The following is a 23,970-nucleotide window of genomic DNA, read 5'->3' on the forward strand; positions in this document are numbered from 1 at the left end:
GTTTTTAGCCTTATTACTATTTTTAGGTAAATTGGAGGTGAATCCAAGTTTCGTCCCTTCCCGGACTGCATGAGCGAACGCTTACGCCGACACCGGTGCTAACTCTCAACTCATTTTAAAGGAGGAATTGTTAATGAATCGTATCGCCAATGCCCGTCGCACGTTCAAGACAAGAACGATCGCTCTCGCCGCGAGCGTCATGCTCGTCAGCCTTATCCCCTCGCTCGTCTCGGCTTCGGCGCCTGCCGCGCTCGTCGACACGCAAGCGCCTACCGCGCCTGCGAATCTGAAATTCACGTCCGGCAACTCGACGAGCATCTCCATGAAATGGGACGCATCGTCCGACAATGTCGGCGTGGTCGCCTACGAGATTTACCGTACCAATTATGGGGTGCTCGCAGGCGTCGTTTCCGGATCTACGCTCAACTTTACCGACGTCGGCTTGACGCCGGGAACGCCCTATTCCTACTCGGTCAAGGCGGTAGATGCTGCCGGCAACAGATCAGCGTGGAGCAACCCGATCGGCATCACACTGCCGAACTCTTGATTCACTCCTATATACGAATGCGAAGCCGATAACTGTGGTCCGACCACGGATGTCGGCTTTTTTCGCCATGACAGAGATAGCCGCAGTTGGGTCGAGGGAGAATTGCTTCATGTACACGCCGACTTCAGGTACACTCGAACTAGACATCCGCGATCTGCCCCGAATCGACACGTGAAAGGAACCCTCCACTATGCCGTTTACGTTTGCGCACGCTGCCTATGCTTACCCTATTAAGCGAACAGCTCCTCGCTTATTCAGCCCAACTGGCCTTGTATTAGGAAGCATGGCTCCGGATTTCGAGTATTTCGTGAATCTCGAGCCGCACGTCACGATCGGTCATTCCGTCTGGGGCTTGCTGCTGCACGCCTTGCCGCTTAGCGTTCTGCTGGCTATCCTATTCCATCAGGTTGTCAAGCGACAGCTCGCCGTTCACTTGCCCGCTGCATTCGGACTCGATCAACGAGCCTATCAGTTGCTCGGGAAGACAGGGAAGTTAACATCAGGCACGACATGGCTCCTATTCCTCCCTTCTGTCGCCGCCGGCTTCCTCACCCATGTCGTTCTCGATGCGTTCACCCATCAATCCGGCTTTGCCGTGCTTCGCTGGCCGCAGCTGCAGGAGACGGCACTGCTTAGCCTTCCGCTATACAAATGTCTCCAACACGGCTTGTCCTTGTTCGGACTGCTGGTTATTGCCTACGTCATAGCAGCCGCTCTATGGCGGGCGAGCACGGAACGAGTAATCATGCCGGTCGTATCTGCGCGTCGTAAAATAAGCTACTGGCTGTTGGCGGTCGTCGTCGCAGCGCTCGTCACGGCTATCAAGCTCATCGCAGCGGATAGCGGGAACACGCTCGGCATTCTTGTTGTTGCGCCATTGTCCGGCTTCTGCCTCGGACTTGTATTGAGTTCCATTCTTTTCAAGCGACGGACGTGACTTGTACCCGAAATCCATTGTGCAACGTGCTCGTGATCTTCTAGCGAAGAGGATGTTAAATCAAACGTCATGGCATTGTTTCGCGCATCATCGAGCCTACACGGAACGAAAGGCCCTCTCCCGGCTATCCGCCAAGGAGAGGGCCTTTGAGCATTTCATCGCCAAGCGTTAATTGTAGTACGGCCAGCCGCTGGAATCCCAATACAAGTCGCTGATCAGCAGCTTCGGATTGCCGTTGTCGGCTGCGCTGTAAGCATGGCGGACGATGAGATTCGTGCTTGGAATGTCTTGGCCGCCCGGTCCGACCCAAGATGCATTGCCGCTATCGATCACAGTCGCGCCACCATTCAACATCGACGTGCCATCCTTCGCATAATACGGACCGAACACGCTCGTCGAACGGCCGACGGCCACCTTGTACGTGCTATTCGTACCTTGACAGCAGTTGCCGATGGAGACGAACAGATAGTAGTAGCCGGTGCTGCCGTTGTAAATCACGCTAGCGCCTTCGATACCGCCGGACTTGGTCGCGACACGGTAGGAATTGCCGGTCGGCTTCATCGTGTTCTTATCGATGGCCGTAATGTAGATGCCGGCGAACCAAGATCCGAACGCCATGTACAGATTGCCGTTCTTGTCGGCGAACAGGTTCGGATCGATCGCGTTATAGGAGGACGATGAAGTCGAGTTCACGACCATGCCTTGATCGACCCAGTCCCCCTTCGCGATCGAGGTGCACGTCACCAAGCCAATCGCAGAAGTGTTCGAGCCGAACGAAGAGATCGAATAGTAGAGATGATACTTCCCGTTATAGTAGTAAATATCCGGCGCCCAAACATCCAGTTTGGTGTGATTCGGAACATACTGACTCCACCAAGACGGCTCGCTTGCGAATATTTGGGTACCGCGGTTGAACGTCGTGCCGTTCGACGACCACAGAACTTGGATGCCTTGACCCGTGCTGAACACCCAGGTCGTGCCGTTCTCGACAATGTAGGCCGGATCATGGACGCCGATGTCGCCAGACAAATTCCGAGTGGAAGCGTTTACAGGAAAAGCTGCAATAAGCAACAGCAGGACGGATAATAACAACAGCGTTACATTCTTCTTATTTCCCTTAATCATGGTTACACGCTCCTTTGTGTACAATGGAATAACGGACAAGCAATTGCCGCTCCTCACCTCCCTAGCACCGCTTCTTGATGTTAGCGTTTACAATTTGCGGTAAAATCATATATTTCATCCCTCTTATTCATCCAACACCAAAAATCTATAAGAATGGCTGTATCGAATAAGAAGGAGATGAAATCGCCTTTAATAAAGTTAATGTTTTAATTAACGTTATAATAAATACATTCATTTTATATCCATAAAATAGACCAAATCTTCGCATTCGTCAATCTTTATTTTCTTTCGGGATGAAAATAAAAAATAGCGCCGCAGTCATAATGACGGCGACGCCAGCTTTCGCAGGCGGAACGGCAAATGCGACTCCGCTATGAAGCCGTTCTCCCTTTAGTCTTTCGGAATATAGTAATTATCCCCGCCGATCTGGATGCTGTCCATCGCGTTCTTCCCGTCGTCATCGTGCAGGAAGAACAACGCGCGTCGTACGCTGCCATCGCCGAAATAAAAATCGAGCGTGTTGCCCTTGATTCGATACATGCCGGCCGAATCGGAAGCACCCGAGGCGTTCGTCGAGCTCACGATCAAATCCAGCGAACCGAGCGAAATATCCGTGCTCTCGAACGTGCCGTCTTTTTTGAACGTAATATACGACGTATTCGAGCTGGAGAATGGCGTAATGCCAACTAGCCCGCTATAGCTGATATATTTGTACGTATTGTTCAGCTTGAGCCCTGCCGTCACCGGCTTGACCGGGAACAACACGACATCGTTAATGGTTAGATGGCCTTCCTTCGACTTCTTGATCGTGTAGGTTTCCCCGTCGCCAAGCGTCATCTTGCCGCCCTCGATCTTATAGCTCGCGCAGCCGTCGCGCTTGCAATCGATCGTCTCCGGGCCGCCGTGCGGCGGCGTTCCGACGAGCACCTGACTGCCAGGCATGAACGTATAGATATCCCAGCATGCGCCGCCGCATTCGTAGCCGCCGAAGTCGTCTCGGAAGCCGTAATACATGCCTTGGAGCTTGGCGAGATCTACCTTCTCGCTGCCAGGCTTATACGTGCCGCTGCCCTTGTACTTGTTCTCGACCTGGGCAGGGTCCGCTTGCTTCACCGGCTGTTGGCCGCTTGTCGCGTCTCCGCCGCCTTGCTCGCTCCCGCTTCCGGCCTCGCCTTCGTCAGTGCCGTCTCCTTCTCCACCCTGCGCAGGCTGCGCCGGCGGGTTGTCTGCCAGCGCTGCGAGCTTCTCCTGCAACTCCTCCTTCGTCAAGCCAAGCGACGTCCACAACGCTTCCGTCACAATCGTGATCTCCCGGTTCTTCGCATCCCAATGCACGATGGCGCCCGTCGCCTCGCCCACGAACCGCAGCGGGATGAGCACCGTCCCGTTCACGCTGAACGCGCCTGCGCTCAGCGCCGCCTGCTCGCCGTTCACCGTCGCGCTCGGCCGGTCGGTCGCTAGCGTGATGTTGAGTCCATCCTTGCTCCCCGATACGGTCTTCGTCCCTTCCTCCCAAGCCACCGTCATGCCCATCGCCTCGAACAACGCGCGGAATGGCACGAACATCGTCCCGCCGCGCACGACGACCTCTTGCTTGAATACGAGCTCGCTCGTATCGACGAATACGCGGATCGGACTCTCGCCCTGACCGCGCGCTACCGCCGGCCATATGGCGAACACCATCGCCGCGACTAACGCCATCCGCATCATCCGCTGCCAGCCCGTTTTCCCTGCGTGTAACATGGATTCCCTCCTTTGTCCTTACCTTCGCTTCAATCGAAATCATCGAAAGGTTTCCAGAACCATCCATCTTCTGCCAGGTCCCTAAGATCCGGCACATTAAGACTATGCGGCGAGCGGTTCCGGAGAGAACGGTTGGCCTGCAAGTTAGACAACGCCCGAGGGCGGCCAAGTCAAGTGACGTCGCGCCTGATAATCAAAAAAAAACAGCAAGCCTGCCGGATCACTCCGGTGGGCTTGCTGTTCTCGTCTCGGCCAATCGCCGAACGCGATTAACCTTATTTGGGTTGGATATAGCCTTCAGCCTTCAGCAGTTCGGCGATGAGCACCGCGCCGCCTGCCGCGCCGCGCAGCGTATTGTGCGACAGCCCGACGAATTTGAAGTCATACAGCGAATCTTCGCGAAGACGGCCGACCGACACGCCCATGCCGCGCTCGATGTCGCGGTCGAGCTTCGTCTGCGGACGATTCTCTTCTTCGAAGTACGTAATGAACTGCTTCGGCGCGCTTGGCAGCTCAAGCTCCTGCGGACGACCTTTGAAGTTCAGCCAACGCGCGAGAATTTCTTCCTTCGACGGCTTCTTCTCGAACGAAGCGAACACGGTCGCCAGGTGGCCGTCCGTGACCGGGACGCGGATGCACTGGGTCGTGATGAGCGGCGAGCTCGCCTTGACGATCTGTCCGCCTTCGACCGTACCCCAGATGCGAAGCGGCTCCTGCTCGCTCTTCTCTTCTTCGCCGCCGATGTACGGAATAACGTTATCGAGCATTTCCGGCCAGTCGGTGAAGTTCTTGCCTGCGCCGGAGATCGCTTGATACGTTGAAGCGACGACTTGGGTCGGCTTGAAATCAAGCAGCGCGTTAAGCGCCGGCACATAGCTTTGGATCGAGCAGTTCGGCTTCACGGCGATGAAGCCGGTCGACGTGCCCAGACGTTTGCGCTGCGCCGCGATCACTTCGATATGGCCTGGGTTGATCTCCGGAATGACCATCGGAATGTCCGGCGTCCAGCGGTGCGCGGAGTTGTTGGAGATAACCGGCGTGCCTGTTTTGGCATAGGCTTCTTCCAATGCTTTAATCTCGTCTTTCTTCATGTCTACCGCGCAGAAAATGAAATCAACGCCGCCTGCGACTTCTTCTACTTTGGAAGCGTCCTGCACGACGATCTGTTTGACCGCGTCCGGAATCGGCGTCGCCAGCTTCCATCGTCCTTGTACCGCTTCCTCATAAGTTTTGCCCGCGGAGCCCGCGCTCGCTGCGATCGAAGTGACCTCGAACCAAGGGTGTCCGTCCAACAGCTGCACGAAGCGCTGGCCGACCATGCCCGTTCCTCCGACAATACCAGCTTTCAATTTCTGAGACATATGCGATTCATCCTTTCGGGTAGTATAATTGGGAAGATGATGAAGGCAACCTACTAAAAACCTATTCAAACCGTCGAGATCGGTTACGCCAAACATTCGCGCGGATCCGATTCCCGGCGGCAAATAAAAAAATCCCACCCCCAAGACGCAAGTCTCAGGGACGAGATTGGAATACTCGTGGTACCACCCAGATTCGCCAAGGCGTCGCCGCCTACGGCCTCTTCAAGTACGGCACTGCAGCTGCAGATGCGTATACTTTAGCTCTATAACAGGAGCTCCTGTCGCGCCACCCCCCGCATCAATCGGGTTCCGGCACGCTGCTCGGAGTCTTTCTTCAATAAAGGTCGCTTTGCTCCTTCCCAGCATTCGGAGCTCTCTGTGAAAGTATCCCTTTACCTACTCGTCTCGTCATCACATTTGAATGTTGCGCTAATAATAACAGATAACCCCCCGCGAGGTAAATATCCTTTTTAGAAAATTCCGCGAAAATTTTGATACCAACGCAGCCTGCGAATACCAACGCGCTTTGGTGAGAACGGCTATAAGGACCGGAACGTCCGATCCACGCGGGCCAGCATCTCTTTGCGCACGTCATCCGTAACGGATGTCACGCCGCCGAACAGCAGGTGCTCAGCCACTTCAACGCCGCAAAATTCGAAAATGCCTTTGTCGGACGTTTGCTTCAGCGAGCTGGTCATGCCGGTCGATTCATAAACCTCTTCCGGCGTGCCGTATGTATTGACAATGACTCCCCTTTTGCCTGCGAACAGTTTGTCGATGCCCCCTTCGCTGTTGTACTGATAAGCGAAGCCGTACGAGAACGTACGATCCACGTAACCTTTCAAGATTGCCGGCAGCCCCGTCCACCAGATCGGATAGACAAATGCAATGACTTCGGCTTTAGCCAGAAGCTCTTGTTCGGTTCGAATGTCTTCCGGCGTATTGCCCGCGCGCATCGCCGCCGTATCCGCGCTGGAGAGTATTGGATTGAACTTCAGTTTATACAAGTCGCGAATTGTGACATCATGCCCGTTGGCTCGCAGCGCCTCCGAGGCTGTGTTCAGAATCGCCCGATTGAAGCTGTCTTCGTGTGGATGCGCGTAGACGATCAAAGTGTTCATTGTTATTTCCCTCCGTACGTTGTGCTGGAATATAGACATACCGGTTTATTTTAGCCAAGGGGTGTAGCAGCTATGCACGATATGGATATCGGCACAATGCGCAGGTGCGATGATAGTAACTTGAGGAGCGCTATTGTAGGCAGATTCGGTATCGCGAGACGCGATACCGACTTGTAGAGCGCTATTGCTGGCATATTCGACGCCGTGAGATGCGATAACGACTTGGAGAGCACTATTGCTTGCATATTCGGTATCGCGAGACGCGATACCGACTTGTAGATCGCTATTGCTGGCATATTCGACGCCGTGAGACGCGATAACGACTTGTAGAGCACTATTGCAGGCAAATTCGTCGCCGTGAGACGCGATAACGACTTGTAGAGCACTATTGCGAGCAATTCGACGTCGTGAGACGCGTTAACGACTTGTAGAGCACTATTGCGAGCAATTCGACGTCGTGAGACGCGTTAACGACTTGTAGAGCACTATTGCGAGCAATTCGACGTCGCGAGACGCTATAACGACTTGTAGTGCGCTATTGCACGCAGATTCGGTATCGCGAGACGCGATAACGACTTGGAGAGCACTATTGCGAGCAATTCGACGTCGTGAGACGCGTTAACGACTTGTAGAGCGCTACTGCAAGCAGATTCGACGCCGCGGGCGACAATAACTTTGCGGCGCCAATACAGTGACCGTGATTGGCTAGAAATTAATGTCGACCGATAGCTTCAATTCCACACGCTTATCCACCTTTAACACGCCAAGGAGCACTGTCTCCAGTGCTCCTTGGCGCTTCCGTTGTGCCTTCATATCAGTCCCAGCAAGCGGAATTAACGTTAATTGGACTTCGCCCCCCAGATGCTCAGCAGCTGATTGGCGAGCTCCGTCAACCGCAGCGCGGCAGCGTTCGACACCTTGTCTTTGCTTCCGCGCTTCTCCAACTGGGAGAGGAACTTCTCGATCGACTTGACCGCTTGGTCGTGCTGCCCTTTGTCATGATGCTGCTCGGCCTGCTTGAGCGAGGCATCAAGCTGCTTCGCGATCGGACCCGTCACCTCGTTCGCCGCCGCGAAGTCCGCCAGCTGCTTGTCGAGCAAGCTCAACAGACCCGGCATATCCGGCTTGCGGAGAGGTACTTTCGCCCAATTGATATCGGAGCCGAAATAGAAGCTTGTATACGACGGCTGGTTATATGTCGTGTTCTGTCTGGCGATCTCCGCCCGGTATTGCGGGTCATGCATCAGCGTGTACAGCTTGCGGTTCGTCAGCTCGGTGCTCGTATAGATGCGGATAGCCGAGCTATCCGCCGTGCGAACGAGCAGCTCTTCCCGCCAGTCGCCCCAGATATCTGCTACGAGGGAAGGATTGCCTTTCGTCCCGTTGTTCGTGCGCATCCCCTCCGCAGTCAGCAGCGTGCCGTGCTTCCAATCGTCGATGGTCGGCGTCACTTCCAGCGCGCCGCCTACGATCTGGGTCGTCATATCCGCCGCCCACTTGATGCTCATATTCGTCCCTGGCGCTTTGGTATCGATCTGGCTGCCGCCCGCATTCCAGAGCGCGCCAGCCGGCGACAGCGGAATCCCTGCCCACGATTCATAGCCGGGCCGCGACGGATCGACATCGCCGACCATGCCGCGTCCCGTATCTTTGCCGGTATAGCCGCCCCACAGCACTTCGCCCGTCTTGGCATCGCGCATCGCATATCCATAAGGCGCATAAGCACCGCCTTCATGGACCGTGAATATCTCCATACCCTCGCGCTGCGGATCGAGATCCGCGACATGCATCGCGTCGCCGTGTCCAAGACGCGCCGTCGTGCCAGGCGCTGCGCTCTCAGGCGGCATCTCATCCGTCGAGCTGTACAGCAGCGAGCCGTCGTCGTCGATCGTCGCGGACCCGTACACAATCTCTTGCTTGCCGTCGCCGTCCACGTCGGCAGCGCTCAAGGAATGAAAGCCTTGCGTCGTAAGCGAGCCATACTCCGGATCGGTACCGTCGCGGCCATGCGGACCGTCGTTGAATGGGTTCGTCATCGGCGTCCATCCGCTGTCTACGTACCAGTGCTCCTTCAATTCCCGCCCGTCCCAGCTGTACGAGACCAGCGTTGAGCGCGTATAGTAACCCCGCGCGAACACGGCGTACGGCTTCATGCCATCCAGGTATGCGACGCTCGCAAGGAAACGGTCGACGCGGTTGCCGGGCTCAATCCGAGCCATTGCGTAATCGCCCCACATCAAGCCGTCGTCGCCGCGGTCAGGCTTGTAAGGAATCGTCTGCAGCTCGCGGCCGTCCGCGCCGCCGAAGACGGTCAAATATTCTGGCCCGTCCAGAATGAAGCCTTCGAACGCTCTTAGGTTATTGCGCGTGCTGCGCTTGGGCGCGTAGTCGTCCATGAAGTAATCGGCGAGTTTGCTCGCGTCTGCCTTGGACAGTGGGTAGGTATACTGCTTCTCGAGGCCGAACGCTTCCTCCAGTGTCGCCGGCCAATGGCCGTTCGCCACTTCTTCGTGCTTGTGCCAGTTCATGAACATATCGACGACATGATCGTAATAGCCCTGCTTGCTAAGCCGATAGTCGTCCGTGTTCGAATAGCCTGCCTCCACGTCCGCCTTCGGCATGGTGATGTACGTTTCCGACTCGACACCGCCGTTCTTGCCGTATCGAATGATTTTCGTGCCTGGCGCCGTCTTGAACATCATCTCGGCCTTACCGTCGCCGTCGAAGTCGTACACCATGAACTGCGTGTAGTGCGCGCCTGCGCGGATGTTCACGCCGAGATCGATTCGGTACAGCAGCGTGCCGTCCATACGATAACAGTCGATGTAGACGTTGCCGGTGTAGCCGATCTGCGAGACGTCCTTCGCGTTGGATGGATCCCACTTCACGAAATATTCGTAAGTCCCATCCCCGTCAACGTCGCCCACGCTCATGTCGTTCGCCGAATAGGTGTAAGCTTCACCGGCCGGTGTCACGCCGTCAGCCGGCTTATTGAGCTTGAGATCGAAATAGGCGTTCTGCCAAGGCTTGACCGCATCGCTGAGGCCAACCTCGCGTCCACCGGCTACAGACGCGACTGTATACACCGCATCCACTGAGCCGGTTCGATCGAGAAAATTCGTACTGTCTTTGACGTCCGCGATCTTGACCCCGTTGCGATAAACGCGGAAGTCGGTACCAGTCAACCCTGTGGACGAACTGTCCGACGCTTCGCCGGCCAGCAGGCGCCAGCTTAAGAATACGCCTTCCGACGTCGACGCGGCCACGAGTCCACGGTCCAAATATTCCAGCTGCACCGCAGGTTTGCGCCCCGCGCTTCCTTGATCGGGCTTGCCTGCATCGGCTACGCCGCCTGTACCGGACAGCAGCGTCGCTACCGCCACGGATGTAATGAACGTGCTTCTCACGCGTTTGTTACGTTTGGCCATAAGGTCCCTCCTGGGTGGTGTAGTATGTGCATGCTCTTCGTCCGAGTTCTAGTTGGATGCGCTTACAAGAAAGATCGCGTTCAAGTCCTCCTCCCGCCTCTCAAATGCAAGACAGTTCCTATTATAGGAACTGCCCCCATCGTATCGTAGTGAATTTCCAGAGGTTATTTGGTTAAAAATCAGAGGTATTAAGCAAAAAGAGAGCGCGCCTGCGCCCTCTCCCGCTTCGACCTCGTTCCACATCCATTCGAGGAACGCGTCCATATGAAGTTAACCGCAAATACGGATTTCCGCTCTCGTTACGTCCCGCAATAAGTCCGGTACTTCCCTACGCCGCATGCGGCCATAGAAGCGTACTCTTCTTGCTCTGGCGCATACGCATAAGGATTCGCCAGCGCGGCGACAAGCCGATGCATCGGCTCCAGATCGCCTCTCTCCGACGCAGCTTCCAGCGCTTCTTCCACGCGATGGTTGCGCGGAATGACGGCCGGATTATTGGCGCGCATGAGCGCCCGCCAAACTTCTTCCGTCTGAGGCTGACGCCCTAGCCGCTCCTTCCACGACCGTTCCCATTCCTTGAACGACTCCGAACCGAACAGCTGGTTATCTTCCAACTCCCCGAGCGTCAGCGATCGGAACGTATTCGTATAGTCTGCCTGGTGCTCCTGCATAAGCTGCTGCAGCCGCCCGATCAACTCCTCGTCATCCGCTTCTTCGCCGAACATGCCGAGTTTCGCCCGCATGCCTGACAGCAAATGCGCATGGAACTGATCCATATAGCCCTCGATCGCCTTCTGAGCCAAGTTGACCGCTTCCTCTTCGTCCTCATGCAGCAGCGGAAGCAGCGTCTCAGCAAAACGGGCCAAATTCCACGCGCCGATCTTAGGCTGCTGGCCATAAGCATACCGGCCGTGGCTATCGATCGAGCTGAATACCGTCGCCGGGTCGTACGAATCCATGAAAGCGCATGGCCCGTAATCGATCGTCTCCCCGCTCAGCGCCATGTTGTCGGTATTCATGACGCCGTGTATGAACCCGACAAGCTGCCACTTCGCGATGAGCGATGCTTGGCGATTCGCGACACCCTCTAGCAGCGCAAGATAGCGGTTCGCCGAGCTTGCGGCTTCCGGATAATGCCGCTCGATCGTATAGTCGGCCAAGGCACCGAGGTGCTCGCCGGATAGCGCGCCCGCGGCATAGACGAAGGTGCCGACCCGGATATGGCTGGACGCGACGCGGGTGAGCACGGCGCCTGGCAATTCTTCTAGGCGGTGAATCAGCTCTCCGGTCGTCACGACAGCAAGACTGCGGGTCGTCGGAATGCCTAGACCATGCATTGCTTCACTGATAATATACTCACGCAGCATCGGACCGAGCGCCGCCCGGCCGTCGCCTCCTCGGGAGTACGGCGTGCGCCCCGAGCCTTTCAGCTGGATATCGAACCGTTCGCCGGACGGGGTGATTTGTTCGCCCAGCAGCAGCGCTCTTCCGTCGCCCAACATATTGAGATGGCCAAATTGATGTCCGGCGTACGCCTGCGCTAGCGGTTCGCTTCCTTCGGGAACACGATTGCCGGCGAACACCTCGATAGAAGCATCGCTGCGCAGCGCCTGCTCGTTCAAGCCGAGCGAAGCGGCAAGCGGGCCGTTCAAGACGACGAGCTCGGGAGCCTCGACCGGCTTCAATTCCTGCTTCGAGAAGAACGCGTCCGGCAAGCGAGCATAACTGTTGTCGAAATTCCAGCCGGGCGCTGAGGTTCCAGTAGTTGCTGTCATAGATTGCTCCTTTGGTCTTGCGGCAAGGATCGGACCGCCGCATAATGACGTTGCTTCGGCAAGGCGAATAACGTGTCTCTTCTGCCCATCATAGCTTTATTATACCCGTTCGCCCTGCCCGCGACCAATCCGGGATGCATCCGTCTAGAACAAAACAACGCCCGCAACCGCGGCGGCAAGAATGACTTTAACCGGATGCCACTTGTAACGAACCAGGCCATAGAAGGAGGTGGCCGCAATGAACAGCGTGGCCAATGTGGACCAGGACAAAGAGTTCGGCGCGGAATGGAAAGCGACGTATAGCGCGGAATAAATGATGAGTCCCGTCACGATAGGACGCAAACCGTAGAACAGCGTGCGAAACCACGGCTGACGAAACAGCTTCATACTGAAAGCGGCGGCCAGGGCAATGATAACCAGCGATGGGAGCACAATGCCCGCTGTAGCCGCGATAGCACCTGCAACGCCAGCCGTTCGATAGCCGATCATCGTTGCCGTGTTCGTCGCCATTGGACCCGGCGATAACCCCGCGACGGCAATCAGCTCCGCGAACTCCCCGGGACCGATCCATCCCCTCGTCATCGTCTCCTGTTCAATTATCGGCATGACGGAATAGCCGCCGCCGAAGGACAGCAGCCCCGTTTTCAAAAAAAGCACGAATAACGCCCACAGCGTCTCCATCGCCCTCACCTCGCAGCTAAATGTAATATTCGGGATAATAGGTCTCCCCGCGGCTTGCGGGCGGCGCCGTCTTCTCGGTCTGTACGCGCATGCCCAGTTTCTTCTTGGCGCGAACGATCGCGATGCCAGCGGCAACCCCTAGAACCATAAGCACTGCGGGATGAACCTTCAGCCAGATGAGCAGCAATAATGCGACAGCCGCGACGCCTGCGGTTGCTTTGTCGAACAACGATGTCTTGGCCATTTTATAAGCCGCCGCCGCGATCAGCGCGATGACCGCGCCGTGAATGCCCTGCAGCGCCGCCGCAACCTTGGCATGCTCCGCGAAGGCGGAATAGCCGATGCCGAGCAAGAAGACGATCAGGAAAGTCGGCAGCGTAATGCCGGCCACTGCCGCGATGGCGCCTAGGATGCCCGCGGTACGGTAGCCGATGAAGGCGGCCGCGTTGACTCCGACGCCTCCGGGCGCGGTTCCGGCGACCGTCAGCAGCTCGCCCAGCTCGGATTCCGGGAGCCACTGGCGTTTTGCGACCGCTTCCCGCTCAATGACCGGAATCATCGCGTAACCGCCGCCGAAAGCCACGGGGCCGATCCGGCAGAAGGTCCAGAATAGATCGAACAGCAAAGCGTTATTTTTTGAACGCAGCATCGCAGTTAACTCCTTTATTTGACCTTAGCTCGTAGTCGCTTTTTCTTTCATTATACCTTCTTTATTTCAAATTGGAATAAAGATTAGCGGATTAGGCTATAATTCATTCTTATTCAAAGCGATCAATTTCTTTATCCCTGTTATCCCTATCCACTTTAGTTCAACATGAATTTATTTCATCGTATCCCGATGCGTGTATCTCTAATTAAATATGCTTCCCCTCGCGGAAGGTTATGGCTCTTTCCCAACAATTCAGCTATGATGAGGGAAACTAGTAATCGCATCAACTTAAACGGGTAAGTAGGGATTATGATATGGACAATCAACTCAATCGCAAGAAACTGGTCTACCAGTCCATCGCCAAGCGGGGTATCGTGTCTAAGACCGACTTGCTCGGTCAGTTCGAGCTTTCGACCAGTACGATGAACCGCCTGTTAGAGGAGTTAACCGGAGAAGGGTTTATTGAAGAGGTGGGGTTCGGACCTTCCAGCGGCGGACGGAAACCAATTCTGTATCGAGCCGCCGCCTCGCGCGGTTACATCGTCGGCTTGGAAATTTCGAGGTTTTATTCCGCGCTAGGGCTGTTCGACCTGCATCTGAACGCGAAGACGCTCGTGCGTTGGCGGATGGATGAGGATATGACGCCGGAGACGTTCGTGGCGCATGCAGCCCGCCAAATAAACGCAATGCTGCACGATCATCAGTTAGAACGCGATCGCGTCATCGGGATCGGAATCGGCGCGGTCGGCCCGCTCGACCGGGAACGCGGCCGCATTTTGAACCCGTTGCACTTTCGAGCTCCGGGATGGACCGACGTGCCGATCTGCGAGTTAATGGAACGTGCAGCCGGGATCCCGGCCATGCTCGATAACGGGGCGAATACGGGGCTTATGGGCGAGCACTGGGCGATGCGCGACGAACGGCCGGAACTTAAGCACGCACTATACGTCCATGCAGGCATCAGTCTCCGCTCCTCGATGATGTCCAATGGCCAGATCGTGCACGGCAAAGTGGATATGGAAGGCTCTATCGGACAAATGATTATTCATGCGGGCGGAGATCGGCTCGGCCCGCACGGCAATTACGGCGCGCTTGAATCCTACGCCTCCGTTCGGGCACTCGAGAAGCTCGCCCAGACGGAAGCCAAAATCCGGCGCGACGAGCTGCTTCCGCTTCGCGAGGCAGCGCCCGATTCGATCGCATACGACCGTCTATTAAGCGAGCTGTCCCAGGATAACGGGCAAGTGCTGGAGTTGTTCCTTCGGACCGCCCGATATTTCGGCATCGGCCTTGCGAATGTGATCAATCTATTCCATCCCGAGCTAATCATTCTCGGCGGCCCGCTCGTCACGGCGCATGAGAGGTTCTATCAGACCGCCATTGAGGTCGCGCTTGCACATACGTATTACTATCCCGAATATGCGCCAGCTTTCTCCAAAGGGATCCTGCGTGAAGACGCCGTCGTGACCGGCGCCGCCTATATGGTGTGGAAAGCAATGGCCATGTAGCGCGCTATTCCGCAATCGATCCACATGAAGAAGCCGCCCTTGCACCCGGCAAGGACGGCTTCTTCAGTTACGATCTGCGCCACGCGCATCTTCCGGCGTGCGTTGCCATCTCGGCACGCGGTGCTCGGTCACACTTGGGCGGTCAACTTCGTGTTAGGATTTGGAGGCGATCCGGACAACGCCGAAAATAAATCCTCCGAGCAGCAGCACGCCGAACACGACCCACAATATGGTGGATCCGCTCATCGAAACACCTGCCGCTTCACCTGCTCCGGACGCCAATTGCTGTGCATCTGCGGTTTCGTCATCACCGTTACCGGCCGGCGATTGCGGCTGTTCCGTCCCCGACGGCGTTGAAGCGTTCGTACCCGCGGTATCGTTCGTCCCGGACGTTGGGACGGCGTCTTGTTCCGCTGTAGGAACTCCGTCTTCGGTGCCGCTTGTCGCCGCTCCAGCCGGTTGCTCAGTCCCCCCGCCGGCCCCAGGCGGCGCGTCGGCTGCCGTGGTATCTTCGGCTGGAGCCGCCGGCTGTTCCTCAGCTTGCCTTTCAACTTTGAACGCATATTCGCCATCGACATTATGGCTGTCCTCGCCGATTATCCGCCATTTGACGGTATAGTTCCCGTTCGTTAGCGGCTGTTCGAACACGGCTTTCATACTTTCCTTGCCGGTCTCGATTTGGACGGGAATTTTTTCGCCTGCCTCGTTCGCTACGGTTAACGCCGATAACGGTTCGATGACCGTATTAAAGGTGAGTTCAAGCTCCGAAAGCGACGTCGTCACGACATCTCCGTCTGCCGGATTGGATGACTTCAGCCCCGTATGGGCCAGCGCGCTCGTCGGCAGCAGGATCAGGACAACCGCGATGAGCAACAAGGTTAATAGAGATTTACGCAAATTCGATTCTTCCCCTTCGTTTCGTCGTTCGCCCCGAGTTTATCATAATGAAGCGGCATGGACATGACTCTTTAGGGCTATTATACTGCGATCAACGCCAAAAACCTCCGCCAGAACATGACGGAGGTTTTACGCTTGCGCAAGAATAGAACTTATGGAACGACGACTGTAATCGGGTCGCTCAGCGTCGCGCCGAACGGATTAATGAGCTCCACTTGGTACGTGTACGTGCCGGACGGACGTTTGAAGAACCAGGAGAACGACTGGCCGCTCGAAGTACCGATCTCTTCGAAGTAATTCAGAGCGACTTCATTCCCGTTCTCAACAATTCGGCCGGACGTAGCTTTGTTCCCGCTCCAAATGTTCCAGTTCACCGTGAACTCGCCTTTCGTGTACAAGTTGTTGTCATTCACGCTGATGCTTGGCTTGGCCGGCGCGCCCGTCGCAGAAGTCGCGACTTGATTGATCGTGTTCGACCATGTCGTGCCGCAGGCGTTCTTGGCGATAATGCCGAACGAGTAACCAATGTATCCGTTGCGCAGATTCGTAACGGTGAATTGATTCGCCTGCAGATTCGTCGCCGCGAACGGCGCTTTCGGCGAATAATAGACATCATAGGCATCGGCGCCTTCCGACGCTGTCCATGCAAGCGCCATGGACTGGTTGCCCGGGGCAGCCGTAAGCGTGAACGCTCCGGGTAACTCGCAAGGCGCAGTCTCGGCGCTCGCGATCCCGACGGCAGGCAAAGACAGTGCAAGAGATAAAGCAACAGCGGCAAACTTCTTATTCGATTTCATCATTTCACTCCTATTGTCGCATCGTTTGGTTGGATTGTAGGAGTACTCCATCATTAACCGGCAAGAACTGGACGTCCTTAGCCATTTTATCTACACCGTCTATTTCTGTCAATTATTAGTATTTTATGAAAAGTAGCCATATCGTCGCATGGCGGCGGGTCCAAAGCCTTATTTTAGGCTTTAGCCGCCATGACGACGATACGATTATCTGCGCCGGACGCGATAAAAGGGTTGGTAACCTTTACGCCCGCTTGAATGCCGCTTTTTCCTCTCGAACCTGTGTCATTAGGGTCTTCCGCCCTTTCTTGGCCGAAATCGTACGACATTCATGCACCGATCCCCCTGGATTTCCAGCGGTTCCAACGATTTCTTCGCACCACTGCTCTATGAGCCCAAAAATAGGCACGTGGCATGTATTTCTTCGATCTGAGCCAGAAGGCAGCGTCTAATTATGAACAAACCGAGAACTCCACCAAGGATATAGTCGTTCCTCTAGTTAAGTCGTCTCTGGCACAAGGCTGACAAGCCTCCCGGCTCCTATGCGATGTTAAATAATTCTGCCACAAGTCAACCAGCGAAAGGTTACCGGAAGGAAGCGAGCAACGTCCGGATCTCCTCCATTTGTCCGCTCGTTAACGGACCGTGAGCAACGGCGCCCGCCAACTCCTCCGCCTGCCGTTTCGTCTTGAATCCCGGAATCGGCACGGTTGCTTCGCTTCTCCCCCAGATCCAAGCAAGCGCGCCCTGTACCAATGTTCGCCCGCCGCTCTGCAATATTTCTCGCACCGCATCCAGCATATCCAAGTAAGCCGGGACCGGCTTGCCGTTCTTGAAGTAAGCGACCCAATCATGGCCGCTGCCGCGAACGTCGGAAGCCGTTAGCTGCGACCCGCTGTGGAACTTGCCGCTGAGCAATCCCATAGCAAGCGGCGAATTGTTGATGCTGGTGAGTCCACGAGACTCGCATAGCGCAATTAGATCCGGCGCGTCCTGCAGCACGTTCAGCGCATGCTGGATCGCCACCGCCCCCGGCTGCTCCGCGATCGCGGCCGCCCGCCCGACATCCCACGTGCTCCACCCGTAGCTGCGGATCAAGCCGTCTTCCCGCAATCGGTTCAGCTCGCCAATCGCGGAATCCCTCTCCTCTTCGTTAAGCAGGCCGACATGAATCTGATACAAGTCGATATAATCCGTGTCCAGACGCCGCAGGGAATTCTCGCATGCCTTACGAATGTACTCGGGCGTCACGTCATGGCGCAGATAGACTTCTTTGGCGGCGGGGTTGTTGGTGTACCCGAATTTCGTGGCGATGACAGCCTCGTCCCGCCTTCCTTTCAGCGCCTGACCGAGAATCGTCTCGCTGTGACCCGCGCCGTATGCGTCCGCCGTATCGAATAAGGTAACGCCTGCCGCAAGCGCAGCATGGATCGCCGCAATGGATTCGTTGTCATCGACCGCGCCCCAACCGTCCTCGATTCCGCCCAGCGTGAACGGGCCGCCAATTGCCCAGCACCCTAACCCAAGGGGACTAATCGCTAATTCGCTTCGACCTAAAGAACGTTTCATTCCATTTCCTCCCTATTCTGTCCGCTTCGACTTCAGTATAATGAGGATAATGGTTCTGAATAAGATCCAAATATTAACGAATTCAAAGAACCAATTGAGATGAGGGATATGCGGTGTACGGCATTCACATCGATCCAGCCAAGTCCGAATCAGCGATGAAGCAAATATGTGCGCAGCTTCGCGCCATGATTGACTCCGGCGTGCTGCCCTCCGGAACGCGGCTGCTGCCTACAAGACAGCTTGCCAAGGAATGGAATATCGCGCGCAACATCGTCATCGAAGTCTACGAACAGCTGACCGCCGAAGGTTATCTCGAAGGCCGCGTCGGCTCCGGCACGTACGTCGCGGACGGCATTCGGCTGCCGGGAGAACGCGCAACGCGCTCACCGGAGGAACATGCGCAACCAGGCTCCACGCCTTCCGGAGGGGGACCTGGCGGGATCATCGATTTCGCTGCCGGACTCCCTGACGTCGCTTCGTTCCCCCGCAAGCTCTGGGCCAAATATTTGAAGGAAGCGGCGGAACGCCAAGCAGAGCAATTGGCAGGTTACGGCCCACTGTTCGGCGATCTGCGACTGCGAGGCGAGATACGCGACTATCTGTTCCGTGCGAAGGGCATTCGCTGCGAAGCCCGACAGATCGTCATCGTGTCGGGCGCTTCGGAAGGCTTATTGCTTGCGGCCTCGGCCTTGCATTCACGCTACGATTCCATTTATCTCGAAGACCCGACCATCCCTTTTGCACGCGATATATTCGAACGGATGCATTACCGGATCGTTCCCGTCCCTGTCGACCGCTCTGGCATGAACCTCGATCCGTTGGATGAATTCCAACCCGATCACCTCGTGCTGGTCACGCCATCTCATCAATTCCCGATCGGCAGCCTGCTCTCCATTCAGCGCAGGAAGCGGGCGATCCGGATGGCGGAGCAAGCGGACACTTACATTCTGGAGGACGATTATGACAGCGAATTTCGGCTTAAAGGCATGCCCGTTCCGCCCCTTCATACGTTGGCGCCGGAGCGGGTCGTCTATATCGGCACCTTCAGCAAAACACTCTCCCCGAGCCTGCGAATCGGCTTCCTGCTCGTACCGCCTGCGCTCCTTGACTTATTCGCCGCGACGAAAGAAGCGCTTAATCTTTTTGCGCCGCAAGCCTCGCAGCAAGCTTTAGCCGGGTTTATCGCCGACGGCCATTTCGACCGTCATCTTCTTGCCATGAAGAAGCTCTACAGGAAGCGCCGCCAAGCGGTCATCGAACGGCTAGATCGGGATTTCGGACCCTCGATCGCAATTGACGGCGACGAAGCAGGCATGCATCTGCGAGTAAGTTTCCGGCACGAGGCGCTCGCGAAGCTCACATGGGAGAACACGGAGGCGTTCGGATTCAACGTGGAAACGTGCAGGGAGTACGCCATATCGGAACAGCATGCGCAGGATGGCATCGTGCTTGGATATGGTAACTTAAGCGCGCCGGAGATCGACGAAGGTATCACCCGGCTGTATAAGTATGCCGTGGCGCATGGGTACCCTTCCCGATAATCGCGCAGTCAGCGATGAATTGGGATATACTTGAAATTAGCACAGGATCAATATTCTTTAGAACAAGGAGCGTGCCGCAATGGCCAAACCTAGACCGCCCAGCTAACCTTCCGTCCCGTTAGCAAACTGTTCGCGCGCTCCGCCTCTCCGCGATGCAATTGCATCCCACTTTGAGAGGAGCATGAACGGTAAATATGAAGAGTAACGTACGCAAGCTATATCTCATCCGGTTTTTCGCAAGTCTCATTCCCGCATATGTCATTGAGCGGTTGTTCTGGGAATCGCGCGGCATGACGATCCAGATGGTGACGTCTACCGAAATCATCTACGCGGTCGCCATTGTCTTGCTGGAGGTTCCGTCAGGCATCCTGGCAGACAAGTGGAGCCGCAAACAGATGCTGCTGCTGTCCGCCTGCCTCTACGCGGCCGAACTGCTCATTCTCGTCTTCGCCCACACTTTCTGGCATTTCGCCGCGGCCATCCTGCTCGCTGGCGTCAGCCGGTCAGCCAGCAGCGGTGCGGAGAACGCGCTTCTGTACGATAGTTTGCTTGCCGAAGGACGCGCGGAGAATTACGAGAAGGTGCTGGGGCGCATGAACGCGCTGGATTTGACGTCCGCTTTGCTCGCCGCGCTTATTGGTGGTTGGCTGGCCGGGATCTTCAAGCTCGAGCTTCATTATTGGCTCTCCATCGGCAGCGTCCTGATCGTCGTCGGCGTCGCCGCGACCCTTACTGAAGTTCGCTCGGATGCTGCGGATGAAGATTGCGCCAAGCTGGCGCCGCTTGACTATTTGCGAGCGTCGATTCGCTTTTTTCGCGCGAATGCCGATGTCCGCTCGATTGTTTTTACCGGGATGGTGATCGGCTCTTCGGTCAGCTTCCTGTACGAATTCTGGCAAATCTATCTGTCGCGTCTTGCCGTCCCTACAGCTTATTTCGGGCTATTCTCTGCCTCGATCATGCTGCTTGGCATACCGGGCAATTTGCTGGCGCACCGCTTGCTCAGCCGTTACGGCGCAAGGCCGCTTCTTCTGGCCGCCACGCTGCTCGCTTCGGCCGGGTTCTTCTATGCGGCATTCGTACATCATGTAACCAGCCTTGGAGCGATGCTGCTTACAAGTCTCGCGGCGGGTATCGCCGAACCGGTCGCATCGGGGTATGTGCACCGAAGGATCGACTCCGACATGCGAGCAACGATCGATTCCTTCCAATCGCTTGGCCAGAACGCGGTGCTGGCTGCCGCCTCGTTCGGCTTCGGTCTCGCGTCGGCTCGCTTCGACGTATTCGGCGGGTACGGGTTTATCGGGGCATTGTGCGCGGGTTACTTTATCTGGCAGGTATCCGCTGCCCGCGGGAGGATCGAATAATGCTTCCGCTTCAAGCATGAATGAATTTATCGCTAGATCATTCACTATCGTCGCTCTTCTGCCGATATACAGGAGGAAGTCTGAATGCTATATGGGCAGAGGGGAAGGCGTTTGTATGAATACAAAGAAAGAAATAACCAGGAAGCTGGTCCTGTATCTCATCCGCAACATCATTCAAGGCCTGATCATAACCGTGATCGCGCTCGGGTTGACTTGGCTGTGCACGGGAGGCGACTTGGCGCTGTCCGAGAATATATGGATGCTGATCTGGGTTCCGATCGGCACGGCCGCGTTCGGGTTTACGAACTTCGCCGCTTACGCGAAGCCGTTCCGCGAGATCGAGACGTTCATCTCCACCATCGCCAAAGGCGACTTGACGCGCGACATCAATATGCGGAATCTCGGTCCGCTTAACCGGTTCGGCGTTCCGATGAATGACATGCGTCAAGGGCTGAACGAGCTGGTCGGCGAAGCGAAAGACGTATCCGAAGGCATTCGCGGCAACATCGGCGGCCTTCATAGCCAGATGGAGGAAACGCGCAGGGATTATCGCGATATGAACGATAATATACAGCTCTCCGCATCGTCGGCTGAGCGTCAATCGCAGTCGGCGGCGGAGTGCTCGCGTGCCGTGGAAGAGATGGCGCATGGCGTCGTTCGGATCGCCGAAGGGGCGGCCGAAGCTGCGGCGGTCTCGACTCAAGCGGCCGGAACCGCGTCGATGGCCCGCAGCGAGATGAGCGCGATGAAAGCGCAGATGGACCGCGTCAACGTTACGTTCACCGGGCTGTCCGCCATCATCGGCCAGTTCCTGGAAGGCAGCCGCCAAATCAGCCATTTCGTCCAAACCATCGGCACGATCGCCCAACAGACGAACCTGCTCGCCCTGAACGCGAGCATCGAGGCGGCGCGCGCCGGCGAACACGGTCGCGGCTTCGCGATCGTCGCCGGGGAAGTCCGCAATCTGGCCAACCAGACGAATCAGTCCGCGGAGCAGATTGGCGCGTTGATTGCCGGGATCGAACAAAACTCGACGCACGCCATCTCGGGGATGGAGCAATCCGAACTCGAAATCCACGCCAGTCTCGATCAATTGGCGGCCATGGAGCGCAACATGCTGCACCTCTTGGCCGACGTAGAAGGCATCAACGCGAAGCTCGGCGATATTTCGGCTGTAGGCCAACAGCTTGCGGCAGCCAGCGAGGAAGTATCCGCATCCGTGGACGACATGGCAGCCTCGGCCGGCAGCTCGAACGCCAGCACGCAGAATCTGTCCGCGCTGGCAAGCAATATGAACCGCGCGATCTCGGAGATCGCCGATCAAAGCGATGAGCTGCACAAGCTGAGCGAGCGCATGAACGCGCTTATGGACAAATTCACAGTCGTGAACTAATTACATCACGCGCAAGATCGCAACCTGATTCCGCTACACATCCCAAAAAGGCTGTCCGCTTCATATTAGCGGACAGCCTTTTTGGGATGTTCATGCGGGCGCCGTAATCGACAGCCATCTACCTATCAATATTCCACTAAATCTTTGGCCAAGAAATTGAGCAAGTAAATGCTAGCCTTGTCCTTAGCCGACGTCAGCGCCAGGAGCGATCGGACCGCATCCTTCAATCCTTGCGCCTCCTCGTCGTATTCCGGCTGCTTGTTCTCGATGCCGATGCCGTTGTCCGCGAATACCGGATCGACCGATTGGCTTTCCCAGTATCTCAAATCCGATTCAAGCTCTTTCACCAACGCATCGTATTTGGCCGCCTCTTGTCCGCTTGCCTGCTGTTTCATGCCAATATAGCGGAATATCCGATACCCGTAGATGCCATGCGTACGGCTGGCCATATGCATCCACATCGATCCGCCGCCATTGTAATAGTAGTCAATCGCCGACTTCGCCAGCAGAATGCGTTCCACCGCGTCCGCGATCCCTTCCGCATGCCGCTTCAGCCCCTCATCCTTCGCCGTCGCCGTCTCTGTTTCTTGGCGGAAGCAACCGCCGAGCTCGCCGTACATCATATCTTCATCCATCTCGGAGAAGGTCCAATCGGCATCCTTGCTCGAGCCGGTATAGGCTTGGGTATAAAGGTCGATAATGTCGCTTTCGTCATAATCGCCGCTCTTGGCTGCCACGCATAGGTTACGGAGACGCGCTTCATCCGGCATGGCCGCTCCGCCCGGCATGCGTGCATTCTTCTCCGATTGCTCGGCATGCCGGCCGCGCAAGAAAGCCATCACGTCCATAATCGTCGTAATATCTCCTGCGGCGAACAGCCGATCTTCCAGCTGGGTATCCGACACGAACCGTTTGCCCCGCTGCAGATAGATTGACGGAATCGTGACGTAATTCACGCCGCTTTCGCCCGCTTCCGGCCTGGCCTCATATTCCGCGAGCACGATCACGTCCCGCTGTCCGTTGCCGTCTACGTCCCGGAACGAAACGGCCGTGACTGTCCGCAGGCTTCGTCCCTGCGTGAGATCCGTTGCCGGGAATGCTTGCAGCAAGTTTCCGTTGCGCCCCTGAACCGACAATTGCAGCGAGGCGTATCCGCTTGGCTCCGTCCGCTTGGCCGCCACGAACCGTACTTTCCCCCAAGCTTCGAACTCCGTCTCGAACGACTGCCCGCCGATTTCTTCAATTATCGCCTGGCCGTTCTTCTCGCGCGTAGATTGCTCGAAGCTCAGTTCGGACTTCTTCCCGGAAGACGCAGGCTCGATCTCTTGTTTCGTCTTCGTCACGGGCAGCGCCTCGGCATCGAGCAAGACCGCCGGACTCGGCTCCGCGCAACCGGTGAGCATCGCGATCATTAAGCATGCTGCGATCCATTTGTTCATCATATGACTCCTTCAATCCATACCCTTTGCTTAGTGAAGTGCACGAATAATTTCCTTCATCCATTATAACGCATCCCAGCCGTATTCTCAGCCAT

General features: G+C 56.4%; 19 protein-coding genes. 6 read left to right on the forward strand and 13 right to left on the reverse strand.

Annotated elements, in window-relative coordinates; genetic code table 11:
• The first annotated feature begins 133 nt into the window (after positions 1-133).
• Both ACFFSY_RS19960 and ACFFSY_RS19965 read left to right on the forward strand, forming a co-directional pair.
• Positions 134-547 carry a fibronectin type III domain-containing protein gene (locus ACFFSY_RS19960; RefSeq protein ID WP_377497290.1) on the forward strand — a complete coding sequence of 138 codons (414 nt, stop codon included), beginning with the start codon at positions 134-136 and terminating at the stop codon, positions 545-547.
• 190 nt (positions 548-737) lie between these two features.
• Positions 738-1,484, forward strand: a complete 747-nt coding sequence (locus tag ACFFSY_RS19965) for a DUF4184 family protein (RefSeq protein ID WP_377497292.1) — start codon at positions 738-740, stop codon at positions 1,482-1,484.
• Positions 1,485-1,652: 168 nt separating this feature from the next.
• Here ACFFSY_RS19965 and ACFFSY_RS19970 read toward each other — a convergent pair whose 3' ends face one another.
• The 8 genes from ACFFSY_RS19970 to ACFFSY_RS20005 all read right to left on the reverse strand — a co-directional run bounded on the left by ACFFSY_RS19970 (position 1,653) and on the right by ACFFSY_RS20005 (position 13,367).
• Positions 1,653-2,609 (reverse strand): glycoside hydrolase family 43 protein, encoded by a 957-nt coding sequence (locus tag ACFFSY_RS19970; protein WP_377497294.1) that lies wholly within the window; start codon positions 2,607-2,609, stop codon positions 1,653-1,655.
• A gap of 390 nt (positions 2,610-2,999) precedes the next feature.
• Complete coding sequence (locus ACFFSY_RS19975) at positions 3,000-4,352, reverse strand: copper amine oxidase N-terminal domain-containing protein (RefSeq protein ID WP_377497296.1); 1,353 nt, start codon at positions 4,350-4,352, stop codon at positions 3,000-3,002.
• A gap of 275 nt (positions 4,353-4,627) precedes the next feature.
• On the reverse strand, positions 4,628-5,713 hold the full coding sequence (gene asd / locus ACFFSY_RS19980; RefSeq protein ID WP_377497298.1) for an aspartate-semialdehyde dehydrogenase: 1,086 nt from the start codon (positions 5,711-5,713) through the stop codon (positions 4,628-4,630).
• Between the two features lie 539 nt (positions 5,714-6,252).
• Positions 6,253-6,834 carry an NAD(P)H-dependent oxidoreductase gene (locus ACFFSY_RS19985; protein ID WP_377497300.1) on the reverse strand — a complete coding sequence of 194 codons (582 nt, stop codon included), beginning with the start codon at positions 6,832-6,834 and terminating at the stop codon, positions 6,253-6,255.
• Between the two features lie 839 nt (positions 6,835-7,673).
• Positions 7,674-10,262: a rhamnogalacturonan lyase gene (locus ACFFSY_RS19990; RefSeq protein WP_377497302.1), complete on the reverse strand. Its 2,589-nt coding sequence runs from the start codon at positions 10,260-10,262 to the stop codon at positions 7,674-7,676.
• Between the two features lie 299 nt (positions 10,263-10,561).
• Positions 10,562-12,037, reverse strand: a complete 1,476-nt coding sequence (locus ACFFSY_RS19995) for a protein adenylyltransferase SelO (protein ID WP_377497304.1) — start codon at positions 12,035-12,037, stop codon at positions 10,562-10,564.
• Positions 12,038-12,181: 144 nt separating this feature from the next.
• A complete protein-coding gene (locus tag ACFFSY_RS20000; protein WP_377497306.1) occupies positions 12,182-12,718 on the reverse strand; it encodes a chromate transporter in 537 nt (178 codons plus the stop codon).
• Positions 12,719-12,734: 16 nt separating this feature from the next.
• Positions 12,735-13,367 (reverse strand): chromate transporter, encoded by a 633-nt coding sequence (locus ACFFSY_RS20005; RefSeq protein WP_377497308.1) that lies wholly within the window; start codon positions 13,365-13,367, stop codon positions 12,735-12,737.
• A gap of 314 nt (positions 13,368-13,681) precedes the next feature.
• Here ACFFSY_RS20005 and ACFFSY_RS20010 point away from each other — a divergent pair, with 314 nt between their 5' ends.
• Entirely contained in the window at positions 13,682-14,875 is a 1,194-nt protein-coding gene (locus ACFFSY_RS20010) for an ROK family protein (protein ID WP_377497310.1), read from the forward strand.
• Between the two features lie 153 nt (positions 14,876-15,028).
• On the opposite strand, the gene ACFFSY_RS20015 is transcribed toward ACFFSY_RS20010, so the two are convergent.
• From ACFFSY_RS20015 to ACFFSY_RS20030, 4 genes are all read right to left on the reverse strand, one after another.
• A complete protein-coding gene (locus ACFFSY_RS20015; RefSeq protein ID WP_377497312.1) occupies positions 15,029-15,772 on the reverse strand; it encodes a copper resistance protein CopC in 744 nt (247 codons plus the stop codon).
• A gap of 152 nt (positions 15,773-15,924) precedes the next feature.
• Positions 15,925-16,572, reverse strand: a complete 648-nt coding sequence (locus ACFFSY_RS20020; RefSeq protein WP_377497314.1) for a chitinase N-terminal domain-containing protein — start codon at positions 16,570-16,572, stop codon at positions 15,925-15,927.
• 170 nt (positions 16,573-16,742) lie between these two features.
• The gene (locus ACFFSY_RS20025; RefSeq protein ID WP_377497316.1) at positions 16,743-16,895 is read right to left on the reverse strand and encodes a hypothetical protein; all 153 of its coding nucleotides are present in this window, start codon (positions 16,893-16,895) and stop codon (positions 16,743-16,745) included.
• A 256-nt stretch (positions 16,896-17,151) separates the two neighbouring features.
• Complete coding sequence (locus tag ACFFSY_RS20030; RefSeq protein WP_377497318.1) at positions 17,152-18,135, reverse strand: aldo/keto reductase; 984 nt, start codon at positions 18,133-18,135, stop codon at positions 17,152-17,154.
• A gap of 113 nt (positions 18,136-18,248) precedes the next feature.
• Here ACFFSY_RS20030 and pdxR point away from each other — a divergent pair, with 113 nt between their 5' ends.
• From pdxR to ACFFSY_RS20045, 3 genes are all read left to right on the forward strand, one after another.
• Entirely contained in the window at positions 18,249-19,676 is a 1,428-nt protein-coding gene (gene pdxR / locus ACFFSY_RS20035) for a MocR-like pyridoxine biosynthesis transcription factor PdxR (protein ID WP_377497320.1), read from the forward strand.
• A 194-nt stretch (positions 19,677-19,870) separates the two neighbouring features.
• Positions 19,871-21,043 (forward strand): MFS transporter, encoded by a 1,173-nt coding sequence (locus ACFFSY_RS20040; protein WP_377497322.1) that lies wholly within the window; start codon positions 19,871-19,873, stop codon positions 21,041-21,043.
• A 115-nt stretch (positions 21,044-21,158) separates the two neighbouring features.
• Complete coding sequence (locus ACFFSY_RS20045) at positions 21,159-22,436, forward strand: methyl-accepting chemotaxis protein (protein ID WP_377497324.1); 1,278 nt, start codon at positions 21,159-21,161, stop codon at positions 22,434-22,436.
• Between the two features lie 125 nt (positions 22,437-22,561).
• Here the strand turns inward: ACFFSY_RS20045 and ACFFSY_RS20050 are convergent, their stop codons facing one another.
• Positions 22,562-23,875, reverse strand: a complete 1,314-nt coding sequence (locus ACFFSY_RS20050; protein WP_377497326.1) for a hypothetical protein — start codon at positions 23,873-23,875, stop codon at positions 22,562-22,564.
• Positions 23,876-23,970: the final 95 nt, after the last annotated feature.

This window comes from Paenibacillus aurantiacus, from assembly GCF_042431225.1.
GTDB classification, from domain to species: domain Bacteria; phylum Bacillota; class Bacilli; order Paenibacillales; family Paenibacillaceae; genus Paenibacillus_Z; species Paenibacillus_Z aurantiacus.